The 22,070-nt window shown below is 41.2% G+C and carries 24 protein-coding genes and 1 tRNA gene; 15 read left to right on the top strand and 10 right to left on the bottom strand.

Going from position 1 to position 22,070, the window contains the following annotated elements:
• The first annotated feature begins 113 nt into the window (after positions 1 to 113).
• From ACN20O_RS02960 to ACN20O_RS02935, 6 genes are all read left to right on the top strand, one after another.
• A complete protein-coding gene (locus ACN20O_RS02960) occupies positions 114 to 2,333 on the top strand; it encodes an SUMF1/EgtB/PvdO family nonheme iron enzyme (protein WP_491637065.1) in 2,220 nt (739 codons plus the stop codon).
• A 772-nt stretch (positions 2,334 to 3,105) separates the two neighbouring features.
• Complete coding sequence (locus tag ACN20O_RS02955) at positions 3,106 to 3,264, top strand: hypothetical protein (RefSeq protein ID WP_491637063.1); 159 nt, start codon at positions 3,106 to 3,108, stop codon at positions 3,262 to 3,264.
• Positions 3,261 to 3,641: a four helix bundle protein gene (locus ACN20O_RS02950; protein ID WP_491637061.1), complete on the top strand. Its 381-nt coding sequence runs from the start codon at positions 3,261 to 3,263 to the stop codon at positions 3,639 to 3,641. Before ACN20O_RS02955 ends, ACN20O_RS02950 begins: the two co-directional genes overlap by 4 nt.
• The gene (locus ACN20O_RS02945) at positions 3,638 to 4,588 is read left to right on the top strand and encodes a reverse transcriptase/maturase family protein (RefSeq protein WP_491637059.1); all 951 of its coding nucleotides are present in this window, start codon (positions 3,638 to 3,640) and stop codon (positions 4,586 to 4,588) included. The genes ACN20O_RS02950 and ACN20O_RS02945 overlap by 4 nt, the downstream gene beginning before the upstream one ends.
• Positions 4,589 to 4,614: 26 nt before the next feature.
• On the top strand, positions 4,615 to 5,889 hold the full coding sequence (locus ACN20O_RS02940) for a hypothetical protein (protein WP_491637057.1): 1,275 nt from the start codon (positions 4,615 to 4,617) through the stop codon (positions 5,887 to 5,889).
• Between the two features lie 82 nt (positions 5,890 to 5,971).
• Complete coding sequence (locus tag ACN20O_RS02935; protein WP_491637055.1) at positions 5,972 to 6,649, top strand: hypothetical protein; 678 nt, start codon at positions 5,972 to 5,974, stop codon at positions 6,647 to 6,649.
• A 16-nt stretch (positions 6,650 to 6,665) separates the two neighbouring features.
• Here the strand turns inward: ACN20O_RS02935 and ACN20O_RS02930 are convergent, their stop codons facing one another.
• The 6 genes from ACN20O_RS02930 to ACN20O_RS02905 all read right to left on the bottom strand — a co-directional run bounded on the left by ACN20O_RS02930 (position 6,666) and on the right by ACN20O_RS02905 (position 10,682).
• Positions 6,666 to 7,163 carry a J domain-containing protein gene (locus tag ACN20O_RS02930; protein WP_491637053.1) on the bottom strand — a complete coding sequence of 166 codons (498 nt, stop codon included), beginning with the start codon at positions 7,161 to 7,163 and terminating at the stop codon, positions 6,666 to 6,668.
• A 260-nt stretch (positions 7,164 to 7,423) separates the two neighbouring features.
• Complete coding sequence (locus tag ACN20O_RS02925) at positions 7,424 to 8,068, bottom strand: helix-turn-helix domain-containing protein (RefSeq protein ID WP_491637051.1); 645 nt, start codon at positions 8,066 to 8,068, stop codon at positions 7,424 to 7,426.
• A gap of 297 nt (positions 8,069 to 8,365) precedes the next feature.
• Positions 8,366 to 8,440, bottom strand: a tRNA-Gly gene (locus ACN20O_RS02920).
• A 45-nt stretch (positions 8,441 to 8,485) separates the two neighbouring features.
• Complete coding sequence (locus tag ACN20O_RS02915) at positions 8,486 to 9,505, bottom strand: KamA family radical SAM protein (protein WP_491637049.1); 1,020 nt, start codon at positions 9,503 to 9,505, stop codon at positions 8,486 to 8,488.
• Positions 9,502 to 9,780, bottom strand: a complete 279-nt coding sequence (locus tag ACN20O_RS02910) for a hypothetical protein (protein WP_133566606.1) — start codon at positions 9,778 to 9,780, stop codon at positions 9,502 to 9,504. The genes ACN20O_RS02915 and ACN20O_RS02910 overlap by 4 nt, the downstream gene beginning before the upstream one ends.
• Positions 9,780 to 10,682 (bottom strand): 3'-5' exonuclease, encoded by a 903-nt coding sequence (locus ACN20O_RS02905; protein ID WP_142409154.1) that lies wholly within the window; start codon positions 10,680 to 10,682, stop codon positions 9,780 to 9,782. Before ACN20O_RS02905 ends, ACN20O_RS02910 begins: the two co-directional genes overlap by 1 nt.
• A gap of 89 nt (positions 10,683 to 10,771) precedes the next feature.
• Between ACN20O_RS02905 and lpdA the strand changes: the two genes are divergently transcribed.
• Genes lpdA through ACN20O_RS02875 form a run of 6 tightly spaced genes read left to right on the top strand, consistent with a single transcriptional unit; the run spans position 10,772 to position 16,949 of the window.
• Positions 10,772 to 12,157, top strand: a complete 1,386-nt coding sequence (gene lpdA / locus ACN20O_RS02900; protein WP_491637046.1) for a dihydrolipoyl dehydrogenase — start codon at positions 10,772 to 10,774, stop codon at positions 12,155 to 12,157.
• Between the two features lie 29 nt (positions 12,158 to 12,186).
• Positions 12,187 to 13,830: a 2-oxoglutarate dehydrogenase, E2 component, dihydrolipoamide succinyltransferase gene (gene sucB, locus ACN20O_RS02895; protein ID WP_491637044.1), complete on the top strand. Its 1,644-nt coding sequence runs from the start codon at positions 12,187 to 12,189 to the stop codon at positions 13,828 to 13,830.
• The gene (locus ACN20O_RS02890; protein WP_491637042.1) at positions 13,830 to 14,126 is read left to right on the top strand and encodes a hypothetical protein; all 297 of its coding nucleotides are present in this window, start codon (positions 13,830 to 13,832) and stop codon (positions 14,124 to 14,126) included. Before sucB ends, ACN20O_RS02890 begins: the two co-directional genes overlap by 1 nt.
• Before the next feature lie 22 nt (positions 14,127 to 14,148).
• Positions 14,149 to 14,979 (top strand): glycosyltransferase family 2 protein, encoded by an 831-nt coding sequence (locus ACN20O_RS02885; RefSeq protein WP_491637040.1) that lies wholly within the window; start codon positions 14,149 to 14,151, stop codon positions 14,977 to 14,979.
• 2 nt (positions 14,980 to 14,981) lie between these two features.
• Entirely contained in the window at positions 14,982 to 15,866 is an 885-nt protein-coding gene (locus tag ACN20O_RS02880) for a glycosyltransferase family protein (protein WP_491637038.1), read from the top strand.
• Positions 15,867 to 16,949, top strand: coding sequence for a glycosyltransferase family 4 protein (locus ACN20O_RS02875; RefSeq protein WP_491637036.1), 1,083 nt, complete (start codon positions 15,867 to 15,869; stop codon positions 16,947 to 16,949).
• Position 16,950: 1 nt separating this feature from the next.
• On the opposite strand, the gene ACN20O_RS02870 is transcribed toward ACN20O_RS02875, so the two are convergent.
• From ACN20O_RS02870 to ACN20O_RS02855, 4 genes are all read right to left on the bottom strand, one after another.
• A complete protein-coding gene (locus ACN20O_RS02870; protein WP_491637034.1) occupies positions 16,951 to 17,244 on the bottom strand; it encodes a hypothetical protein in 294 nt (97 codons plus the stop codon).
• Between the two features lie 88 nt (positions 17,245 to 17,332).
• Positions 17,333 to 18,178, bottom strand: a complete 846-nt coding sequence (locus ACN20O_RS02865) for an endonuclease I family protein (protein ID WP_491637032.1) — start codon at positions 18,176 to 18,178, stop codon at positions 17,333 to 17,335.
• Between the two features lie 177 nt (positions 18,179 to 18,355).
• A complete protein-coding gene (locus ACN20O_RS02860) occupies positions 18,356 to 19,084 on the bottom strand; it encodes an endonuclease I family protein (protein WP_491637030.1) in 729 nt (242 codons plus the stop codon).
• Between the two features lie 124 nt (positions 19,085 to 19,208).
• Positions 19,209 to 20,513 carry a replication-associated recombination protein A gene (locus ACN20O_RS02855; RefSeq protein WP_491637028.1) on the bottom strand — a complete coding sequence of 435 codons (1,305 nt, stop codon included), beginning with the start codon at positions 20,511 to 20,513 and terminating at the stop codon, positions 19,209 to 19,211.
• A 109-nt stretch (positions 20,514 to 20,622) separates the two neighbouring features.
• Here ACN20O_RS02855 and rpsU point away from each other — a divergent pair, with 109 nt between their 5' ends.
• From rpsU to ACN20O_RS02840, 3 genes are all read left to right on the top strand, one after another.
• The gene (gene rpsU, locus ACN20O_RS02850; RefSeq protein ID WP_407079773.1) at positions 20,623 to 20,853 is read left to right on the top strand and encodes a 30S ribosomal protein S21; all 231 of its coding nucleotides are present in this window, start codon (positions 20,623 to 20,625) and stop codon (positions 20,851 to 20,853) included.
• Positions 20,854 to 20,991: 138 nt separating this feature from the next.
• Complete coding sequence (locus ACN20O_RS02845; protein WP_102244361.1) at positions 20,992 to 21,264, top strand: 4a-hydroxytetrahydrobiopterin dehydratase; 273 nt, start codon at positions 20,992 to 20,994, stop codon at positions 21,262 to 21,264.
• A 68-nt stretch (positions 21,265 to 21,332) separates the two neighbouring features.
• The gene (locus ACN20O_RS02840) at positions 21,333 to 22,037 is read left to right on the top strand and encodes a serine hydrolase (RefSeq protein ID WP_491637024.1); all 705 of its coding nucleotides are present in this window, start codon (positions 21,333 to 21,335) and stop codon (positions 22,035 to 22,037) included.
• Positions 22,038 to 22,070 lie beyond the last annotated feature (33 nt).

Raw genomic sequence — 22,070 nt, 5'->3', positions numbered from 1 at the left:
TCTTCGGGTGTAAAAATGAAATTTCCGTCAATATAAAAAAACCAGCGAAGACAGAAGAAGCTTCCACCAATCTCAACGTCACCGTTTCAAATATTCAAGTCATCAATCATCAGGTGGTTATCACCGGAACAAACTTAACCGCAGTTAATAATTTCGAGATTAAAGATGGTAATGCTCAAACAGCGCTACAAATCGAATCTAAAACAGCAACGACAATCATTGCTAATACGCTTTCAAATGTGACCTTTGCCGCAGGAAAAATTTTAGATTTTATTTTTGCGAATGCTCACGCGCAATCCGTTTTTCAGGTGAACTTCTCTCTTTGTGATTCAACGCTGGGAGGAGCAGGTTTTAATTGCTCAATCACTCCTAATGATAAAGAAGTTCTCGCTTATGATGCCAATTCGCAACAGTGGCGACCGCGAGCAGTTAACGGATTATCTTATAAAGGCGCATGGGATGCCAATGACCCAGAGCCTGTGACCGCCGACGCCGACTCAGGGGATTATTATATTGTAAGCGTCGCCAATCCTCCGACTTACGACGTAGGAGATTGGATCGTTTTTAACGGAACAGCTTATGACTTAATTGATAACTCACAAGCGATTGTGAGTGTCGCGGGAAAAACAGGAGCCGTCACTTTAAACTTATCCGATCTTACAAATATTGCTTTAACTGCACCAACGATAGGACAAGTTTTAAGATTTAATGGAACCAATTGGGTGAATAATACTTTTACGGTTGCACCAGAAACCGATCCAACAGTAAAAACATTTGCGCAACATGATTTGCCAACTTGTGGAGTAAACCAAGTTTTAAAATCAAATGGATCAGTTTTTTCATGTGTGACCGATCAAACAGGTGCAGGAGCATTTACAGGAACAGCAAATAGAGCGGTGGTCACAGATGGATCAGGTGCTTTAACTGCTTCATCTATTACAGATACAGTCTTAGGATATTTATCAGGTGTAACGAGTAACATTCAAACACAACTCAATTCAAAACTTGGAACGAGTTTTGGTTTAGGAAACGGTAATAAGGTAATGATAACCGATGCGCTTGGTGATTCAGCACTATCAACCACCACCACGACCCAGCTTGGTTATCTTTCGGGAGTTACATCAAGTATCCAAACGCAATTAAACAGTAAGCAAGGAACATTAGGAACTGGTTCAATTACTAGCACTCATATTTTAGATGGAACAATTTCTAACGATGATCTTGCAGGCTCAATTGCTCAAAGTAAAATCACCAATCTCTCAACTGATCTGGCCAGTAAACAAGACAGTGCAGACCTCGATGCTGATGTTCGTGGAATCTTACTTGATGGATTATCAACAGTCACTAACGCCGTTATCACCGCAGGAGATTCAATTCTTTCAGCTTTCGGAAAACTGCAAAAACAGATAACAGATTTAGATTCAGCGGCACTTAAGAAAACAGGCGGAACATTAACTGTTGGAACAATTAGCGGAATCCCTGACCCCGTTGCAAACGACCAAGTAGCAAACAAAGCTTACGTCGATAGTGCAACTGGATCATTAAATCCTCAGACCCCAAGTGCTTACTCACCAAGTTGCCCTACTGGATATATTTCGGTTCCGGCGATTCCCTATTACCCTGGTCCAAGTTTTTGCGTAATGAAGTGGGAAGCAAAAACAGGAGATGGATCAACTGCGGCAACGACAGCGGCGGCAGGAAATCCAAAAGCAAGTATCAATAGAGATAATGCTAGAACTGCCTGTCGCCTCATTGGACCCGGATATGATTTGATTTCAAATGCCCAATGGCAGACCATTGCGAGAAATATTGCGGATCAAGCAGGTAACTGGAGTACGGGAACAGCTTATTCCGGAGAACTCAACAGAGGGCACTCGGACGCTACTCCAAATAATTCTCTTGCCGCCGTTGCCGACGATACAGACGCTTGTAACGGTACTGGACAAACTTGTAGCAACACTGTTTGGGATTCACAGCGAAGAACCCATTCTCTTTCTAATGGAGAAGTGATTTGGGATTTTGCAGGGAACGTCTGGGAATGGGTTACAGATAATTCTGTAACAGCGGCACTAGGTTCAAATCAATACATTTCTACCCAAAGAGCAGGCGGTAGAACTCAAATCCAATATGGAAATGACCAATTTTGTGCAACCCCAGACAGTTCACCTTATTGCGGAATGGGGTACGGGTATTTTAATTACACCGCTGGCGCTGTTCTTCGCGGTGGGCTCTGGTTCAGCGGCGTGGACTCGGGCGTCTTCGCCACGGATTTGTCCTACGCTCCTTCTAACGCGTTCGCGTTCCTCGGCTTCCGCTGTGTGTTCGTCCCGTAACGAAGTGGGGATAGTATAGAGAGCCCTTGAGGCAAGTTCTTGGAGGGCGTAAGCCCCTTGGAAGCGCGAAGCGCTCTTGGTTCTTGGGCGAATTTTTGAATGATGATTTATTTTTTAGAAATAGTTTGAGCAATGAAACGTTTCGGAATTTTTCCGAATTAGCACTGAGTCGGTTTCGGAAATTTCCGAAAGTTTCCGAATGATTCGGAAAAGTTCGGAAAAGAAACAACGAAGTTAATAAAGCCATGGATGGGGTCTTTTGAAAAAATCAGGAAAAGAAATTAGTGTTAAAAAAGCCGCTCAAATCCTTAATTTGAGTTAGAGAACGGTTTTAAATTTCATAAAACAAAAGAAGCTCATAGCAATAAAAGTCGGGCGTGACTGGTTTATTGACTATGCAAGTTTCATTTCCTTTTCGGAAAAATATGAATTTGACGCCTCTGCTAATTCGGAAAATTTCCGAAACGAGGAATCTTTTTCCGAAATTTCCGAAAACGCCACGCAAAGCATTCCGAAAGAAAAAAATGAGGGCGAAGTTCAGAAAAAGCCTTTAGGTCTTAAAAATCATCTTCCAAGCCTTAGAGTCTATGAACTCGCTAAAAAGCTCTTAAATGAAGATTTAATCAGCTTAAAAAGCACGTCTGTCCTTGATGAGAGAATCCAAAATCTTATCTTTAGCACATTGGAGGCGATTGGCTCGGGATTTTATTCATATTCGTGGGATGAAAAACGTTTTCATTACTCAAGAGCACGAGGCCATGCAGGTGGAGCAATGGCATTAATTGTCTGTCACGAAAAAACTCTTGGGAAATGGAGAAGTCTCAACTTTGAACTAGAAGAAAGCTTACTTCCGGCACTTGGAGCATTGATAAAGACCGTGGAGAAAAAAGCTCAAAAAGAAAAATACGAAGGTAGAAGAGGTGAAACATGAAAGAACCGAAGGCCTACGTTGATTCTTATCAATTAACGATTCATTTATTTCATCGGACAAAGAATTTTCCAAAGCAGTTGCGACCAACTTTAGGAAGAAGTATTGAAGAGGAAGCACTGAAACTCACCCAAAATTTAAGAAAGACATTCGTCCTTCCTAATAAAAATGAAAATATTGATCGCAAGGTCGCCTACCTTCAAGAAGCCTCACTTTCGCTTGATGATTTGAAGGTGCTTATTCAGATGAGTTATGACTTGAAAGCTATTAATGTGGCCGCCTTGTCGGAGACGACGGTCTTGACCCGTGAAATAGGAAAAGAGATTGGAGGGCTACTTAGATTTTTTAAGCCAAAGGAGCAAAGAGGGAAACTCGAATGACCTTACTTGAAAAAGTTTATGATTTTGAAAACCTGATGATTGCTTATAAGAATTGCAGGAGAGGAAAGCGTGCGACCGCGGGGGATCAGAAGTTTTTCACCAACTACCCAGAACGACTTTTAAAGATTCAAGAAGACCTAAAAAATAACATATACAAATGGGGTGAGTATCGGGAGTTTTACGTTGTCGATCCTAAAAAGAGATTAATTATGGCCGCCCCATTTCAGGACAGAATTGTTCATCATGCGCTTTATCGCGTACTTTCTCCTTACGTGGAAGAGCATCTTGCTGATTCTGTTTATGCGTGCAGAATAGGCAGGGGAAATCGTCGAGCGGTTTTGAGATTAAGAGAGGGACTTAAAAATTTTAAAAAGCGATATGCCATAAAACTCGACGTTAAAAAGTATTTCCCATCCATTAATCATAAAATTTTATTTGATGATTTGTGTGAAGTTCTTCCCGACAGGACGCTTGCAAAAATTCTTTGGACTCTGATTCAAAGTCATAAAGGTTATGGTGAAATCGGTTCAGGAATTCCTATTGGAAATCTCACATCACAACTTTTTGCCAATTTCTATTTGGCAAAAGTGGATAAGCTCATTAACGATCATTTAAGAGAGCTTGATCCTAGAGCTTTTTGTCTTCGCTATATGGATGATCTGGTTATCGTTGGAGCAAATAAGAATGATGTTTGCCATATTTCAAAACTAGCCATCGCCAAAGCAAGTGAGAGGAAACTTGAGATTCCAACTTACAAAAGAGTTCATCTGGACAATGATCCCATTCCTTTCTTGGGATATTTGGTTTCGGCAGACTTTATACGTCCGCTTTCTCGAAACAAAAGAAAAATAAAACGCAAACTTTATAAACTGGAAAAGAAAGAAGTCCGCGAGAGTTACAAACAAATGGTCAGGCTTTCTTATGAAAATTGGGCAAGTTTAAGATGAGATTAAAAAAAATAAGCAAAATAAAGGTGAGAAAGACATCTAAGTCCTCTGGAGTTTGTGGTTACGCTGGCGCTGTTCTTCGCGGTGGGAACTGGAACAACGACGTGAACACGGGCGTCTTCGCCACGAATTTGAACAACGTTCCTTCTAACACGAACACGAACATCGGCTTCCGCTGTGTGTTCGTCCCGGGTCTTAGGTTCGAGACTGGATTAAAGTTTTGGCGAGCAAGATTTAGCTTTGGAATTTCCAAACTAACTCGCAATTCTATGCCTCTAGGCAACTTTAGTCTTTCTTTCCTAGGTCACGCAAGTAAAGAGGGTGGGGACTCTCTTTACTTGGGATCTAAAAAGTTATTATTTTTTATCCTTCTTATTTTTTCATTTCATCTTTCAGCAAGTGAAATAGATCGCATTTTGAAAAATGATGACCTTATGAAGATTGCCCAGAGGAATATTCATAAAGTCAAAAATGCCTACGGAGATCGGGTCAGTGATTACGCCGAAGATATTAAAAAATGGAATCCTAATATTAGCGATTGGAAAACTCCACCGACAAATCAATTTATTTACATTAGTTACCCTTACAGTCCTTATGTTACAGGAATTAGTTGGGCGAGTCCCTTAGGCGTCTATAAAGAGCCTCACGAATTTAAACGCGAGGTTCACTTATCATTTTATTATGCTAGCTCATTTGGAAATTATACGGAACAAACGAGCGAGCAAAATGTGAAATCTGGACAAAACTTTCCAGTGACCTTTGGACTTGCTACGGGAATTTCTGATGAGAAGAAAGAAAACTTCTTTGTGACTTCGGTTTATGTGGCCCAGTCTTCAAAGGGAGAGATTAATGGAAATAGTGAGGCCAGCAATTCGGAAGTCTCGATTCCTGGGGAGGTGGGAATTAATCTTTATTATCAGAGATTCAATGTCGAATCAGAATGGGGATTTTTTGGGGGCTATGACTACGAGTCCTTAAATACTTTTAACACCAATGAGATCATAACAGGAAGTCCGGTGGAGAATGTGAATAATCAGCTTCACTATGCGACTTTAGGAGTTGTGAAGAATTTTGATTTATTGAATATGGACTTAAGTTTAAAAGCATCGCTTTCGAGAATTTTGTTATCTCGAAGCGGTGACGGGCATGATCTTTCGGGGAATAGATATTTTGTAAATCTTACTTATAAACCAGAGGGAAGATTTTCTTTTGGAGTTTTTTACAAGAGGCATATTTTAAAGGGATCGACTGATTTAACGATTGATCGAATTGGGGCGAGAGTGGGGATTTTTGTGTTTTAATTATTTTATTACAGAAAAGTTTAACTAAAAACGGTTATGGATTAAATTTCAAGGTAAATGATTTATTTAAATAAAGGCTTATATGAAATTTGACCATAGCTTAGACCGTTCTCAAGAAATTGAAAATATTCGTTTAAAGGTTGTTTCTTTCATTCGCAAGGCCGAATATAAAAAGGCCTATAAGTTCCTGCTAAAAATATCCCCCAAATATCCTAAGAGTTATTACATTGTTTCGATGCTTGCGACTTTAAATGCAGAGGACTCTTTTCTTTTATCTGATAAAGAAATGCAAAGAGATTTTGATCTGGCCGCAAAGAAACTTCGCGTGCTTTTATATTCAGTTAAAGGGGCGACAGAGAAACTTAAGAATAGAAATATTAACGAGTATTACTGGTTTTCTCAGCAACATAAAAAACAATATGAGCTAGGCCTTAGAGAACTTGCTGTAAAAAATTGGGGTGGGTATTATCCAGCAGGAGTGGGGGCAGCTAACCATGCTTACAAATTAAAGCTTAAGGGGCAGTATGCACGATCTGTAAAATGGGCAAAAATTTCAGAAATGTGTTGGGAAAAATTCTTTAAAAAAGTCGATGCCACTTATCACGATGCTTGGTTTTGGTATGCTTTAAGTTTAGGCCTTCAAGGGAAAAAAGAAGAGTTTAATAAGGCCATGATTCATTCGGCAAAACTAGGGAAGCTAAATGTGAAGAAGCATCCTTCTTTTAAGAAATTAAAGCGAATGATTGGCGATGGTCACTAAATTAAACCCGAAGGCACTAGGGGAGTGCCTTGGAAAATTTTGAATTAATTTTTTCTGAGCCATACTTGGCACGAATTTCATCTAAAGATAATTTTCCACGATACCAGCGAGTTTTGCTTGACTGTGGTCTGAAATACCACATTTCTTTTTGCATGCTCCAAATGAAGCCTGCGCTTTTTAGAGCTTCTTTGTGGGGCTTAGTTTGGCCACTAATCCAGAGCCATGCGCCGCAAATTTCGATTGTTAATCCTATACAATTAATGATGGCATTAAGAGCTGTGTTTAGGGCTTCACCGTAGTTATTAATTGTATCAAACTCATTAAGGTGAATGGGAAATGTTTCTTTTGAAAGTGATTCAAAGGCTTCATTCACCGCTTGCATCATCGCAGTTCCGGCAGGATTAACGTCTGGGTGATAAATTTTGCAGGCCTTGCGGTAAGCAGATTTCACTTGTTCAAGTGAAATTTCTTTTTCATTAATTGATAAAATGCTTAGTGCGTCGATTGTTTTCATAAAAGCACCTTTAAGTTTTAAGAGATCGTCTTTGATCCCCTTTCATATGGACAGAAGGGGTCAAAGACAGGCTCCTAAGGAACGAAATGGAGTTTCAGCGAAGGCCCTTGGGGGCAGAGGAGTGACAAAAATTTATTTTTTGGCATGACGATGCGGCAGAGCGATCAGAAACGAAGATGGAGAGAGTGAAAAAACGCAAAGGGGCTTTAAAGCTTCGATGAGATAAATATGGTTAGTGAAAAATTTCAGAAAGAAGAAAGTTATTTATCGCCTTTCATGCTTTGAAGCATCGGCAGGATGATGCGTAATTTGTTTTCATCAAGGTTAGATACGATGTCTTGGCACTCTTCAACCATTTCATGGCGAAGCGGGGTTGTTTTTAAGAGTTGATAAAACAGCTCCATCGTAAATCCAAAACTAAAGACAATATGCTGAATCTTTTTATCTGTTAGGTGGACTCTTCCATTTTCGATGAAGCCGATGGCATTTTTGCCAAGCTTGCAAATTTTGGAAGCTTCGTATTGGTCAATTTTTTTCATCAGTCTCATCTCTTTTATAACTTTGCATTCTCGCGTTACTCGGCGGTGGCAAAATCTTCTGTCTAGCCTGTTTTTAGTGCCACTCCTTCTTCTAATTGAATTAGCATCAGTTGAGGCCTGAACTTTTCCGCTCCTTAAGTCCTCAATCTCGGAGTCGCTGAAACCGTATTTTTCTTGGAAGAGTAGAAATTTTTCGGTGCTGATCGGGCCTCTCCCGTTTTCGAGTCGTTCAATATTTTTAAACGAGAAGTTAAAAAGTAATCCAGCTTGTTGGCGGTTTAATTTTCTAAGGAGTCTCATTTTTTTTAAGAGGACTGCGTAATCAGAGAGCATAGTTTGGTCATTATCTAAATTAAGATTTGTCATTTTGATTTCCTTTGATGTTTTGAAACTTGTTTTTGGATGAGTTAAAAGAGATCAAGCGTTTGCTTGCTGAAAAAGATGAGCGAACTCATGGACTTACAGAAAACTGTGCCCCAGAATGCAAGCATGCGCTTGCCACTGCTATTTGTTTTTGATTCTGGTAAGGATTTGGCAAGGACAAATGGAAAGAGCACGAAATACAGAGAAATAAACCAGTAAGACTTACTTTTCGCTCATAAATTTTTAAGTGGTTAGGATTCTTGGACTTTTGAGAGATTACCGAAAAACATGAAAATCAAATGGAGCGGATTACAAGGGTTGAACTTGCGACCTTCTCGATGGCAACGAGACGCTCTACCACTGAGCTAAATCCGCATTTGTATGGTGTGCTCGAAAATATAATGATCGTGTTAAAATCTGTCAAATAATTTTAACTTTTTCTCCATTTTTAGTGATTAAGTTTCCACTAAATTCAAAGCTTTCAGGGTTAAAGGCCGGGGTTTTCCCGTGGCCTCCCGGAATATCGATAATGTATTGCGGCAGAGTCCAACCAGGTAGCCTATTGTGAAGAGGAGCAAAGATTTTGCGGCCTTCTTCTAAAGGCACGTAAAAATTCATCGCCCCACGGGCCTCATCAGAATGGTGAAGGTAGTAAGGCTTCACTTTGATATCAGCTAAAGCGGTAAATAAATCGTATAGCGCTTCTGTTGAATCATTCACACCTTTAAGCAACACACTCTGAGAAAACACTTCTATATTATTTTCATTTAAAAGAAGAATCGCTTCTCTCACATCATCAGTTAATTCACTCACATGATTGACGTGGATCATAACCATTGAGCGCTTAAATAAATGAGCAGAGCTTTGAAGGATGGCAATTAATCCTTCTTCAATTCTCGAAGGAAGAATGACAGGAGTTCTAGTATGAAAACGGACGTATTTCACCGAACCGATCTCAGAGAATTCCTGGATGTAAGCGGCCAGTTTTTCATTGCTTAAAATAAAAGGATCACCACCAGTAAAAATCACTTCGTTGACTTCAGGGTTTGCCTTTAAATAAGAAAGCGCTTCCTGAAATTTCTGATCGAAGATTTCATCTTTGGCCGAGAGTTCATTTTTTCTAAAGCAATAACGGCATAAAACCGGGCACACCGTTGTCGGTGTAAAAAGGACACGGTTTTCATAGCGGTGAATGAGTTGATTATTTTTTGCGTGAACCTTGTCTCCAATAGGATCAAGGCGTCCGTCGTCTTTATTTTCATCAATGTGGGGAAGAAATTCATTCCAAAGAGGAGAGCCTGGTCCTGCCTCTAAAATTTTAGCGGCAAAAACACGCGGGATAAAAATCGGATAATTCACCTGAGGAAAGTCACACCCGAAAAAATCTTTCAGGTCCTGATTGTTTTTCAGCGCTTCTTTAAACTCATGAGTCCAGCTCATTCGCTCTTTCCTGCATCCGTTTCTGTTTTATTTTCTGCTAAGTCTTTTTTGATTTCTTTGATGTAGTGGTGACGTGCCCACCAGGCAGTTCCTCTGATTAAACAAGCGCCCATGATCGACATGCCGATAAAGTGATAGAACACTTCCGTCATTGTTAGGCGTCCTGAATTTGTCAGTGTGTAGTACATCCATTTTAGAAGAATTAGGTGCAGAACCAAGATAATCAGCTGCTGCAAGCGGTACCACATATTTTCTTTTGTAATAAAATCTTTCATTATTTCTTGAGCCATTTGGCGATGTCTTCAGCACCAGGAGAGCGAAGATCTGTTAGTTTTTTTAGCTTAAAGGACTTCTGCATATCACTCCATAGGCAACGTGCATACAGAATATTTCCTTCCGGCGAGTTTAGTAAACTAGTTAACTTTACCGGTCGCCATTCGTTCTTATGATTTCCACCGCTGTAGAGAATTTCCACGACGGCCGCTTCTTTCACCAGTTTTTCTAAGATTTTAAATTTCTCCGGCAGCTCTTCGATGTCCAGCTTCTCAAATTCACTCAAACTGAAGAGATGACCATGGCGTTTGAGCATGGGAGAGAGGGGCGTTCTTACACGATCAAGCGAGTGCAGGAAAACTTTTAAGGCCGCAAAAGCATCATCGGTTGCGCGGTGATGGTTTAAAAGCGGAATATCTAATTCTTTAACCAAAGTCGCAAGTTTGTGGTTAGGCAGTTCCATGTGCGTATGGCGCGCTAATTTACAAGAGCAGTAAACATCATTTTTTGAGAGTTCTAAGTTGGATTTCTGCATGCCCATCACCACAAAACCCATATCGAATTTTGCGTTGTGGGCGACTACCGGAAGGTCTGCCATAAAGTGTTTTAGTTCATGTAAAACAGCTTGCAGAATGGGTGAGTCTTTCACCATTTCGTCAGTGATATTGTGAATCGCAGTGGTGTGCGGGGGAATGGGAATTTGTGGGTTAATCAGCGTCTGAAAAACCGTCGTTTCTTCGGGGGTTATTTTCATGGCCGCAATTTCAATAATGCGATCAACAAGAGGGGAAAGCCCCGTTGTTTCAAGGTCGATAGCAATGATTCCCTGAGGGAAAAATTCCAGCACGCGTGCCTTCTCGGCCGCAGTTAAATTGAGATCGTTTGCGCTTTGCGTTTTTATCACTTAAATGACGGCCCTTTCATTGACAATAGATGCCATTGTCTTTACAAATTTAGGCGTACTTTAAACTAAAAAATTTAAGGATTCAATGAATGAAAAACTTTGATGTTGTTGTACTTGGGTCAGGCCCAGGTGGTTATGTAGCTGCAATTAGAGCAAGCCAGTTAGGAAAGAAAGTCGCAATCGTAGAAATGGATAAATTAGGGGGCGTGTGTCTTAACCGTGGGTGTATCCCAACTAAGGCCGTTTTAAAGTCTGCCCACTCAGTTCATGAAATCGCCGATATGAAGTCTTTGGGGATCGATGTTGAGCTAAAAGGGCTCAACGGAGCGACAGCTGTAAAGCGCGCTTCTGGGATCGCTGATCAGATGTCAAAAGGGATTGCCTTTTTGATGAAGAAAAATAAAATCGAAGTCATCACTGGTTTCGGTAAAATCAAAACTAAAAATTCACTTGAAGTAAAAACAGCGACAGCTGTTGAAACAATTAACTTCACTAACCTAATCGTGGCAACTGGTGCTCACTACAGATCATTCCCTGGTCTTGAGCACGATGGAAAGCGCCTGATTGGAGCATGGGAAGCGGTAAAAATGGAAACTCTTCCAAAGTCTATCGGGATCATTGGTGCCGGAGCTATCGGTGTTGAGTTTGCTTACTTCTGGAATGCGTTTGGTGTAGACGTTCATATTTTCGAACTTCAAAAACACTTACTTCCAATCGAAGATGATGATTCATCAGTTGAAGTGGAAAGAGCTTATAAAAAATACGGAATTAAACTTTCTCTTGGAATCGAAGGCGTGCGTGCTGTGAATAACGGTAAAGACGTTTCGATCTTTGAAAAAGTTAACGGAAAAGAAGTTGAGCACAAGTTTGAAATGGGATTAATCGCTGTTGGTATGACTGGAAACATCGACAACATCGGATTAGAAGCAGTTGGTATTAAAACTGACCGCGGATTCATTTCTGTAAACGATATGTACCAGACAAACGTTCCAAACATCTACGCTATCGGTGACGTTTCTGGACCTCCTCTTCTTGCACACGCAGCTTCTCACGAAGGTGTAACGGCTGCTGAGCACTTAGCAGGAGCTCACCCACACGCAATCGATAAAATGAACATCGCTGGATGTACATACTGTCAGCCACAAGTAGCTTCTGTTGGATATACAGAAAGAGAACTTAAGGCAAAAGGAATCGAGTATAACGTAGGAAAGCTTCCATTTACAGCTAACGGTAAGGCCGTTGCTTCAAATGAAAATACTGGTTTCGTAAAAACGCTTATGGGCAAACACGGCGAAATGCTGGGAGCTCACATCGTTGGGACAAACGCGACTGAGCTTATTCACGAATACGTTCTTTTCAAAACTATGGAAGGAATTGATGAAGAGATCTTCGCTACAGTTCACCCGCACCCGACACTTGGTGAGTGGTTAGGTGAAGCAGTACTAGCGTCTAAGAAGAGAGCGCTGAACTTCTAATTTTAAATTTTGTTTAAGGAGACCTATATATGAGACACGAAATCGTAATGCCGCAAATGGGAGAGTCAATCACTACTGGTACCATCACTAAGTGGCACAAAAATGTCGGCGATAAAATCGCTGTAGACGAAACACTACTTGAAATCTCTACGGATAAAGTAGAGTCAGAAATTCCTTCTCCATACGAAGGAGTCATTGTTGAACTTCTTTATAAAGAAGGCGACACAGTTGACGTTCAAAAGCTAATCGCAGTTGTCGATGATGCTCCAGGCGCAACAGCTTCAGCTCCGAAAGCGGCAGCAGCTCCTGCACCTGCAGCGGCTCCAGCTTCTGCGCCGGCGGCGAAAGCTGCCGCACCAGCAACAACTGGTGGCGCGAGATACGAAATTGTAATGCCTCAAATGGGAGAGTCAATTACAACAGGTACAATCACTAAGTGGCACAAAAAAGTAGGGGATAAGATTGCAGTTGATGAAACTCTTCTTGAAATCTCTACAGATAAAGTTGAATCAGAAATCCCTTCTCCATACGAAGGTACTATTCTTGAGCTTCTTTACAAAGAAGGTGATACGGTTGACGTTCAAAAACTAATCGCGGTTGTTGGTGAAGCAGGAGCAGCAGCTCCAGCTACAGCGGCACCAGTAGCAGCAACTCAAGCTTCAGTGAGTGCGCCAGCTCCAAAAGCTGCAGCACCAGCTCAAGCTCAAGCACAAGAAGCTCACTCTGCAGACGGAAGATTCTACACTCCACTTGTTAAAGCAATGGCAAAAGAAGCAGGAATTCCTCTTTCTGAGCTAGCGAACCTTAAAGGAACAGGAGCAGCAGGAAGAGTTTCTAAAGCAGACTTCGAAGCTTACGTAGCAGGCGGAAGAAAATCTGCAGGCGCAGCTCCAAAAGCAGCAACTTCAGCTCCTGTGGCATCAAAAGCTCCTACAGCACCAGCTCCAGCAGGCCCTGTTTTCAGACCAGGCGAGAGAGTTGAAATCGTTCCTATGGACAACATGAGAAAAGCTATCGCTCGCAACATGCAAGCTTCTAAGCTTACTTCTCCACACGTTAACTCAATCGACGAAGTCGATATGACAAACCTTGTGAAGTTTAGAGAATCATTCAAGAAGCAATTCGAAAAAGAAGAAGGCTTCTCTCTGACTTACACTCACTTCATCCTATACGCTATCGTTCAAGCTCTTAAAGAGTTCCCGATCGTAAACTCATCAATTGACGGTGATAACATCGTTTACAAAAAAGATATCAACCTTGGATGTGCGGTAGCTGTTCCAGGTAACGGTCTTGTTGTTCCGGTTATCAAAGGTGCAGACAACTTAAACATCCGCGGAATCGCACGTGCTCTTGATGTTTTAGTAAACAAAGCTAAAGCTAAAAAATTAACTATGGATGATATGTCAGGTGGAACTTATACTTTCACAAACAACGGATCATTCGGAATTTTAGCAGCGACTCCAGTTATCCTTCAGCCGCAAGTGGGGATCTTCTGTGTTGGTACAATTGCAAAACGTCCAGTGGTAACTAAAGACGATGCAATCGCTATCCGTCAGATGATGTACGCAACTCACACATACGACCATAGAGTTATTGATGGTGAAGTAGGATCGAAATTCCTTCGCCATGTAATCAACACACTTCAAACTATGGACCCTGCGGGATTATTCTAATGAAAAACTTATCAGCTTTAGCTTTATTACTTTTAGCTGTGTCTTGTTCATCGACTCCGGACGTGCGTCCGGGGGCCGATGGTATTCATTCAATTAGTCTTCTTGGGGAAGATGTAAAAGACACGGAAGGAGCCGCTCACAAGCAGGCCCGTGCTTATTGTGAGAAACAAAATAAAAAAATTGAATATCTTAGTGACGATACAATAAAGGCTACTCCTAATGAGGTAGTCGTTGATAAAGCTCTTCTTAAAGAAGAGAATACTGTCGCAACAGATATTAAATTCAAATGTAATTAATTAAAGAGGGTGGGACTATTTAATGACTAACGATTTATCTATTCCCGCCTCTGTCTTAATCATCGCCCAAAACGCCGAAAAACACCTGAGACGCTGCCTTGATTCACTCAAAGCTTTTAAAGAAGTAGTGATCATTGATGGTGGAAGTAAGGATAAAACGGAAGAGATCGCTAAAACTTATCCCAATGTAAAATTCGTTAAAAACCCATGGCCCGGATTTATTCCGCAAAGAAACGTTTCAATTGATAACGCTTCTTACGAGTGGTGTTTTATGATCGACTCTGATGAAGCCGCCACTCCTGAGCTGGTAGAAGAAATCAGAAAAGTTGTGGAGAAAAATGACCGCAAGATTGCCATGTGGCGAGTGGTGAGAACAGAGTACTTTGAAGGCGCGGCCATTGAATACGGACATGGCAGAAGCGACTATCAGGAAAGACTCTTTTTAAGGGACAGGACAAGATACACTGGTGGAAACCACCACTTGCACCTTATTGATGGAATTGATTTAGGAAAGCAGCCTCACTTGATGGCCGATTTTCCTCGCCACGTAAGAGTGCTTCACGATCCGGATTATGACCTGGATGCCATGATCATCAAGATGCCTCGCTTTTCAATGCTGATTGGTTCTGAAAAGTTTAATAAGGGCAGACGCGTTTCGGCCCCAGAAGTTATCTTCTCCTTTGTCTGGACGGCCATTCGCATGAGCTGGCGTTCGAGAAAGATGGGGAAGAGAGGAATTGTCCTAGCGTTTATGAAAGCGTACAGCGACTCTCTGGCAAAACTTTATATTTATGATCTTCAAAATTTCCGCAATATCAAACAAAGTGAAGCGGATAAAAAGTACGTAGGATAACATTGAAAAAAATTTCTGGTTTTACATTTATTAAAAATGGTCTGACCCTAGGATATCCAATCCTGGAGAGTGTGCTTTCTATTGAGCCTATCTGTGATGAAGTTGTCATCAATGTAGGTTTTGATGACCAGGAATGCACAAAAGACGACGGGACATATGCTTATTTAACGTCAAACCTTAAAGGTGAGAAATACAAATTCATTAAAAGCTGGTGGGACCCTGCTATCCAAAAAAGTGGGTTGATTCTTTCTCAGCAAACTAATATTGCTCTAGAGCAGTGTACTGGGAAATACTGTCAGTACATCCAGGGTGATGAATGTATCCACGAAGACGATCTGCCGGCGATTTTAGCTGGAGTAGAAGAGATGGAAAAAAATGACCAGATCGATGGTCTGGTTTTTAACTACATGCACTTTTACGGAAATGTGGACATCTATAAGTACACGAGAACGATGTACAGAAGAGAGGTCCGCCTGGTGAGAAATCACAAAGGAATCAAGTCGTGGTTAGATGCCCAAGGCTTTAGAAAGGCCGATGATACAAAACTTAAAGCGCGCTTGATTAAGGCGAGAATTTTCCACTACGGTTGGGCAAGACCAGAAAAAGTCATGGCCAAAAAAGTGGTGGCCTTCGACCGCCTTTACCACGGTAATGCTAAAGATAATCAAAAACAGTTCGCCTACACGCGTGTGTGGGGTTTAAAGAAATTTAAAGGTACTCACCCAAAGGTGGCCAAACCATGGTTAGATGCCAACCGCAATGAGTTGGATTTTGATAAACTTCCATTTCAATTTTCATCGCGTATCCTAGATGTCATCGTGAGTGATTTAATTGAAAGTGCTACCGGTTACCGAATCGGTGAGTACAAAAACTACAAGCTGATTTAAATGAAAATTATTCTCTTTAACGGATACGATGTTTGGGGTGGTGGTGAGAAGTGGAACTTCGAAGTCGCTCAGAAAATTTTATCCGCTGGGCATGAAGTGGTTTTTATTGGGCCAGCGAATGGAGAACTTTTTAAGCGTTTTGATAAACTTAAAACGACTCACCCTAATCTCGATACTCTTGAGTTTCCAATCACTGATAAGACCTACCTCAACTTAGTTAAGCAAATGGTCTTCTGGCAGCTTTTAAACCAAATTAATGCCGATGCCTTCGTCTTTAACTCTTACCGCGACGTAAGAGCTCTCGGATGGGCCGTAGGGCGCTCGCATATTAAAAAGCGCATCCTGCGAGTTGGGACACCACATGCTCCAAAAAATAAGTGGAGCTACCGCCTGACTTTTAAAAATGGCATCAATATTTTCGTTGGGATTTCTGAAGACTGTATTGAAGCATTCAGAAAAACAGTTCCTGAATTTCTTGAAGGAAAAACTATCGCTAAGATCACTAATGGAATCAAACTCGATGAGTTTGTGCCCGTTAAAAAAGAAATCGGTGAGACCTTTATCTTTGGAAACTGCTGCCGCCTGACTGATCAAAAAGGTCTTTCACTCTTTTTACAGGCCATGAAAATCCTAGTGGATCAAGGTCACAAGGTGAAGGCGATAATCGCTGGAGACGGTGAAGACAAAGAAAAGCTACTTAAGGAAAGAGGTGAACTGGGATTGGATTCAATTGTTGAATTCACCGGACATATCGAGAAAACAGCGGAGTTTTACCCACAGATCGATGCCTTACTTTTTACTTCTTACTTTGAAGGGACAGCAAGAACGATTCTCGAGTCGTACGCTTGTGCCAGACCTGTCATTGCTTTTAAGGCCAGCAGTATGGCCGAAATGGTAAACGATGGAGTTGATGGTTATTTTGCCGAAGCCTTCAGCGTAGATGACCTCGCTAAAAAAGCAGCGCTTATGATCGCCGATAAAAAGAAAGTCCTGGAAATGGGCCAAGCGGGAAGAGCAAAGGTCGAACGCGAATTCTCAAGCGATGCGACCTATGCTGAATGGGTCAAATTAATTACAACCTAAATTATTCGCACTTAACGTGAGCTGTGATCTTCTTAAGTTTTGCGTACGGATCATTGTCTACACTTACAGAGCCTGATTCATTTGAAACCAGGACAACCCTTCCATAATGTTTTTTGTAGGTCAGGACGTTTTCAAGCCATGAAAGAGTGTATGAGCAGACCTGAGTCTCTTCACTCTTATTTGTAATCGTTAACGTCACAGTGTTGTTATTGTCACGAGAAACGCTGAAATCCGGCGTATAAGCAAAAACTGAGAATGAAGATAAGATTGATAGGGCAAGAATCATTTTTTTCATCATTAACTCCTTTTAAGATGCGAGGTAATGAAAGTGTACTGCCCCAAAAACAAAAAGGCACCGCTTTCGCAGTGCCTTTTAGATTTTTTTAGAATTTGTTAATGTAGTTAGCTAGGTTCGGGAAATCGATGAATGGGTTTCTGTTACCTTGAGCATAGTGGATTTGGTTGTTTCTTTCCATTTCTGCGTCATCAACTGGATCGATTTCGTTCCACTTTCTTAGAACTCTTTCTTCAGCAGCTGGAACTTTGATTTTGTATCTAACTGAGAAGTAGAAGATAGCGCGAGCAACGTTTCCTTTGTGTTCTGTTGGTGGTTCGAAAAGATCATCGCTTCCGCCATCGTTAGATGAACCTGATTTTGAAGCTTCACAATAACCAGCAAGAGCGCCGTTGTCGTGAGAGATGTCAGCGAAGTCGTAGTTTCCTCTAACTGAGTTTGCTCTTGAGTCTGTTGGGAAAAGGTGGTGCAGGTCTGATTTCTGCATATCTTTTGGGAATGACCCTGTGAATTTTGATTGTGGCCAAGTGTGTTCGCAGTTGATTTGGTTGCTGTTTGGAATAGCACCTGGTTTTACGCCTGCTCCAGAAGAGAAAGTTTTGTGACAGTAAACATCCTTAATGAATGTTTTACCGTTGCTTTCTTCAAGGTGAAGTTTTCCGAAAAGAACTTTTCTCGCTCCATCGTATCCTAGAACTCTGTGTCCGTAGCAGTTCGCTACACCTTCTTGGTCGCAACCAAGAGTGTCTCTTCCACCTTTAGAATCTCTTTGGTGGTTAGAAGCTAATACATTGTAGATTTCAGTTTTAAGAGCCTCGTCTTTTACTTGTCCTTTAGCAATCACTTGCATGAAAGCTTCTGGGTAGTAAGTTGATTCAGCAGCAGATGCTACCGATAAAAGAGCAAGGAGAAGTAAGCCAATCGTTGTCTTCAAAATAAATCCCTTTGTTGAAAAGTTAAGAGCAGGTGGAATTTAATAGAAGCCATTAGACTTGGCCAATAGAAAGTATTAGTTTGGACTAATAAAAAACTTACAGATTTCTTGAGATTCTTACTTGCCTATGGGAGTCATAAAGACATCATAGGCAAGTTTTATTGAGGACTTAGCAGATTAAAAGTCTGAAATTTGGTCGATTAGTTCTGGGTGATCGATAAATGGGTTACGGTTCCCTTGAAGTTTTTCGATTGCGTTGTTACGTGCCATTTCAGCATCATCAACTGGGTCTAGTTGGTTCCATCTTCTTAGGAACTCTTCTTGAGCGTCTCCAATTGGCATTTTGTAGCGGATAGAGAAGTAGAAGATAGCGCGGGCCACGTTTCCTTTATGAGACGTTGGCGGTTCGAAGTAAGTGTGCCCACCAGAAGTTACAGAGGCTCCAGAGCGGCTAGCATTACAGTTAGAAAGATTTTCGTTTTTCACTACGTCAGCGAATTCGAAGTTTCCTCTTGTAGAGTTAGCTTTTGAGTCAGTTGGGTAAAGGTGGTGAAGGTCTGATTTTTGAAGTTCGTTAGGAAATGCTTTTGTGAATTTAGATTGTGGCCAAGTGTGCTCACAGTTAAGTTGGTTTTGGTCTGGCATGTTTCCTGGACCAACACCTTTTGTATAATTGATTTCACAGTATAGGTCTTTTACGAAATATCCTTCAGGTCCTTTCTCAAGGTGAAGTTGGCCGAATAAGGCTTTTTTCGCTGGATTATAACCAAGGGCCTTGTGGTTTTTCATCGCAATTTTAAAAAGGTCTAGCTTAAGGGAGTCATCTTTCGGGTTTGGTGCAAAAGCGAAAGCGTTAAATGAAATAAAGCTCGCCAGCAAGAAAATCATTTTAAAATTTTTCTTCATTCGTCATTCCTTTGATTGTGTTGAGGCACACGAAAAGTCTAAGAGAACAATATTAGAATGACTAATATTTTTTATTAGGATTTAGTTAAAAATTACGAATGTAAGAATTTTTTTTGAAATGAAATTAATTCAGAGAATCCAGTCTCTTTTTGATCCCGTCTTCGCGGCCTTCTGTCGTTGGTTCGTAAAACTTAGGAGTTCCCATTGGAGAATAGTCCTGTTTTACCCAATGACCAGGATAAGAATGAGGATAGAGATAAGGTTTTGTATTAGGAGGTGGGGAGTTTTTCAAATGATTTGGAACCTCAATTGTTCCCTGCGATCTGACATACTCAAGCGCTTGATCTATCGCAAGATAGGCAGCATTACTTTTAAATGTTGAAGCTAGGTAAGTTGTCGCGTGCGCCAAAATAATTCTCGCTTCCGGCATCCCGATTTGGGAGACAGCATGAAGGGCATTGGTTGCGAGGGTTAAAGCAGTTGGGTCAGCATTGCCCACATCTTCACTGGCAAAAATAACTAAACGGCGAGCGATAAAAACTGGATCTTCTCCACCATCAATCATGACTGCTAACCAAAGAATGGCCGCTTGTGGGTCACTTCCGCGCATACTTTTAATGAAAGCAGAAATCACATCGTAGTGGCGGTTGCCACCTTTATCAAAAGCGCGGGCATTGTCGATGATGAGTTGCTTAACAGTTTCTTTCGTTGGGTTTTCTAATTCGAGTGTCGCCTCAAGTGAGTTAAGGGCAACACGCGCGTCTCCTCCAGCATAGCTGGCAAGAACTTTTACCAGTTCTTCTGAAAGAGTGAGTCCACTTTTTTTAAGTGCATTCGACAGAATCGTTTCAATCGCTTCAGCACTTAGAATTTTTAATTCAATAATGTGCATGCGAGAAAGAAGCGCTTTATTCACTGAGACGCGAGGGTTTTCAGTCGTCGCTCCAATAAGAGTAAAAGAGCCGACTTCAATATAAGGAAGAAGGGCGTCTTGTTGGGCCTTATTAAAACGGTGGATCTCATCAATAAAGATAATCGAATAGCGTCCTGTGCTTTCTTTGATCTTCTGAGTTTCCGCAATAATCTTCTTGAGATCGGCAACTCCACCTAAAACGGCGTTAAATGTGTAAAATTCCTTTCCGGAAAGCTTTGCCAAGAGACGGGCCAGGGTGGTTTTCCCTGTTCCTGATGGCCCAAAGAGGATCAGGCTGGGGAAATTTTTTTGCCTCAAGTAGGGGTACTTTTGAAAAATTTCCGAATGTCCGATAAACTCAGAGAATTCCTCTGGGCGGATACGGTGGGCCAGGGGAGCATTTTCCCCATCATTATAGTCTGGTTCGTACGCTTTAGACGTGGATTTGCCCGAGGAAGTTGTTTCTTCGTCCTCTGTGAGTTCTGTGTCAAATAGTGAAGTTTGCTTTTTTACCACGGTACGCCTAAAAGTCATTGACTCTAAATCGGCGTTATCTTACAGTGATGGAACTTTTTTATCTACAACTTTTGTAGTCCTAATGCCAAGAAAGAGGAGGTGACTTAAAATGGCTCAAGATCCACAATCAGCAATTACAGTTATGATCGACGAAAGATCTGGTGTAGAGCGTTCTCTGAAGAAATTCAAAAGAATGTGTGAATCATTTGGTGTTGTACGTGAGTACAGAAAACGCCAAGAGTACAAAAAACCTTCTGTTAAGCACAAGGAAAAAACCGAAGCTGCAGACAAGAGAAGAAAGAAAACTGCTATGAAATCAACGAGAGTATCTAAATACTAGTCGTCGTTTCTTAGACAAATTCTAAAAAATTGTACAAAATCAAAAGGCTCCGAACCGGGCCAAAAAAGCTCCCGAATGGGAGCTTTTTATTTTTTAGCTTCAAGAGTTCGGACCGGCCTTTTTTTTTTGGGTGAAGAAATGGAAAAATCACAAGTCACAGAAAATTTAAAAGCACTTAATGGCTGGATGTATGACGAGGCTTCAAAGTCGATTCAAAAAGAGTTCACTTTTAAGAGTTATTTAAAAACCATTTCATTCGTTAACACCATCGCTTGGTTCGCTAACCGCGACAACCATCACCCTGACCTGGAAGTGAGTTTTGGTCGCTGCCTGGTAAAACTCACAACTCACGATGCGGGAGGAGTCTCTGAGAAGGATTTCGCCCTGGCAAAATGCATCGATTCTCTGTGAAAAACACCAAAAATCTATTAATTTTATTGGGAGAGTGATAAGTCTTCACCATTGTTTATGGTAGATTTATGAAGGCTGTTGCATTAGCACTTTCTCTTTTGTCACTGAATGCTTGGGCCATCTCGAAAGAGGATATCGGCGCACTCAATGAGTTGTTTATCAAGACCATTGAGAAAAATGAAAAGAGAGCAAATACAGGTGTGGCCGTTTCAGTTTTCACTGTCAATGAAATCATCATGCAAAATGGCTACGGTTATGCTCTAGGGTGGATGACCAATACAATGAACCCACAGGCCTCATGGTTTTTTCACGGTGGAAACATTGATGGTTTCTCGGCCATGGTTCTTTTTTCGTACGAACTCAATGTGGGAATCGTCGTCCTGGTTAATGACAACGCTTCTGATTTAAATGACCTTTTGGTGACCAATTTACTTCGTTATGAATTAGCCTGCAAACCAGTAGGCAAAGATTTTAACTCAATTAAAAAGCGCTTCTTATTTCCGAAGCTGGATCAAATTAATCTTGCATCTTTACCTTTGACCACAAAAAGTGAAAAGGTCATGGATGAGGTGACACTATTTGAAAATCCAGGATATGGTGTTTTAAAGTCGTTTTCAAAAGAATGTTTGGGAAATCAAAGAAAAGGTGGACGACACTTTCAATTATTTTTTTCCTTTGGATATTGCCGGCCAGACTTACGAATAACCGATGCTGATAGAGCAGGGGAAAATTTCAATTCCTTTTCAACCAGGAACACCTTTCGTGGAATTTAGCTTAACAAAGGAATAAGAGACTTCTATGATTGA

The organism is Bacteriovorax sp. As-1 (genome assembly GCF_058446905.1).
The sequence above is the reverse complement of the archived record's forward strand: the minus strand, read 5'-3'. Positions and strand labels throughout refer to the sequence as shown.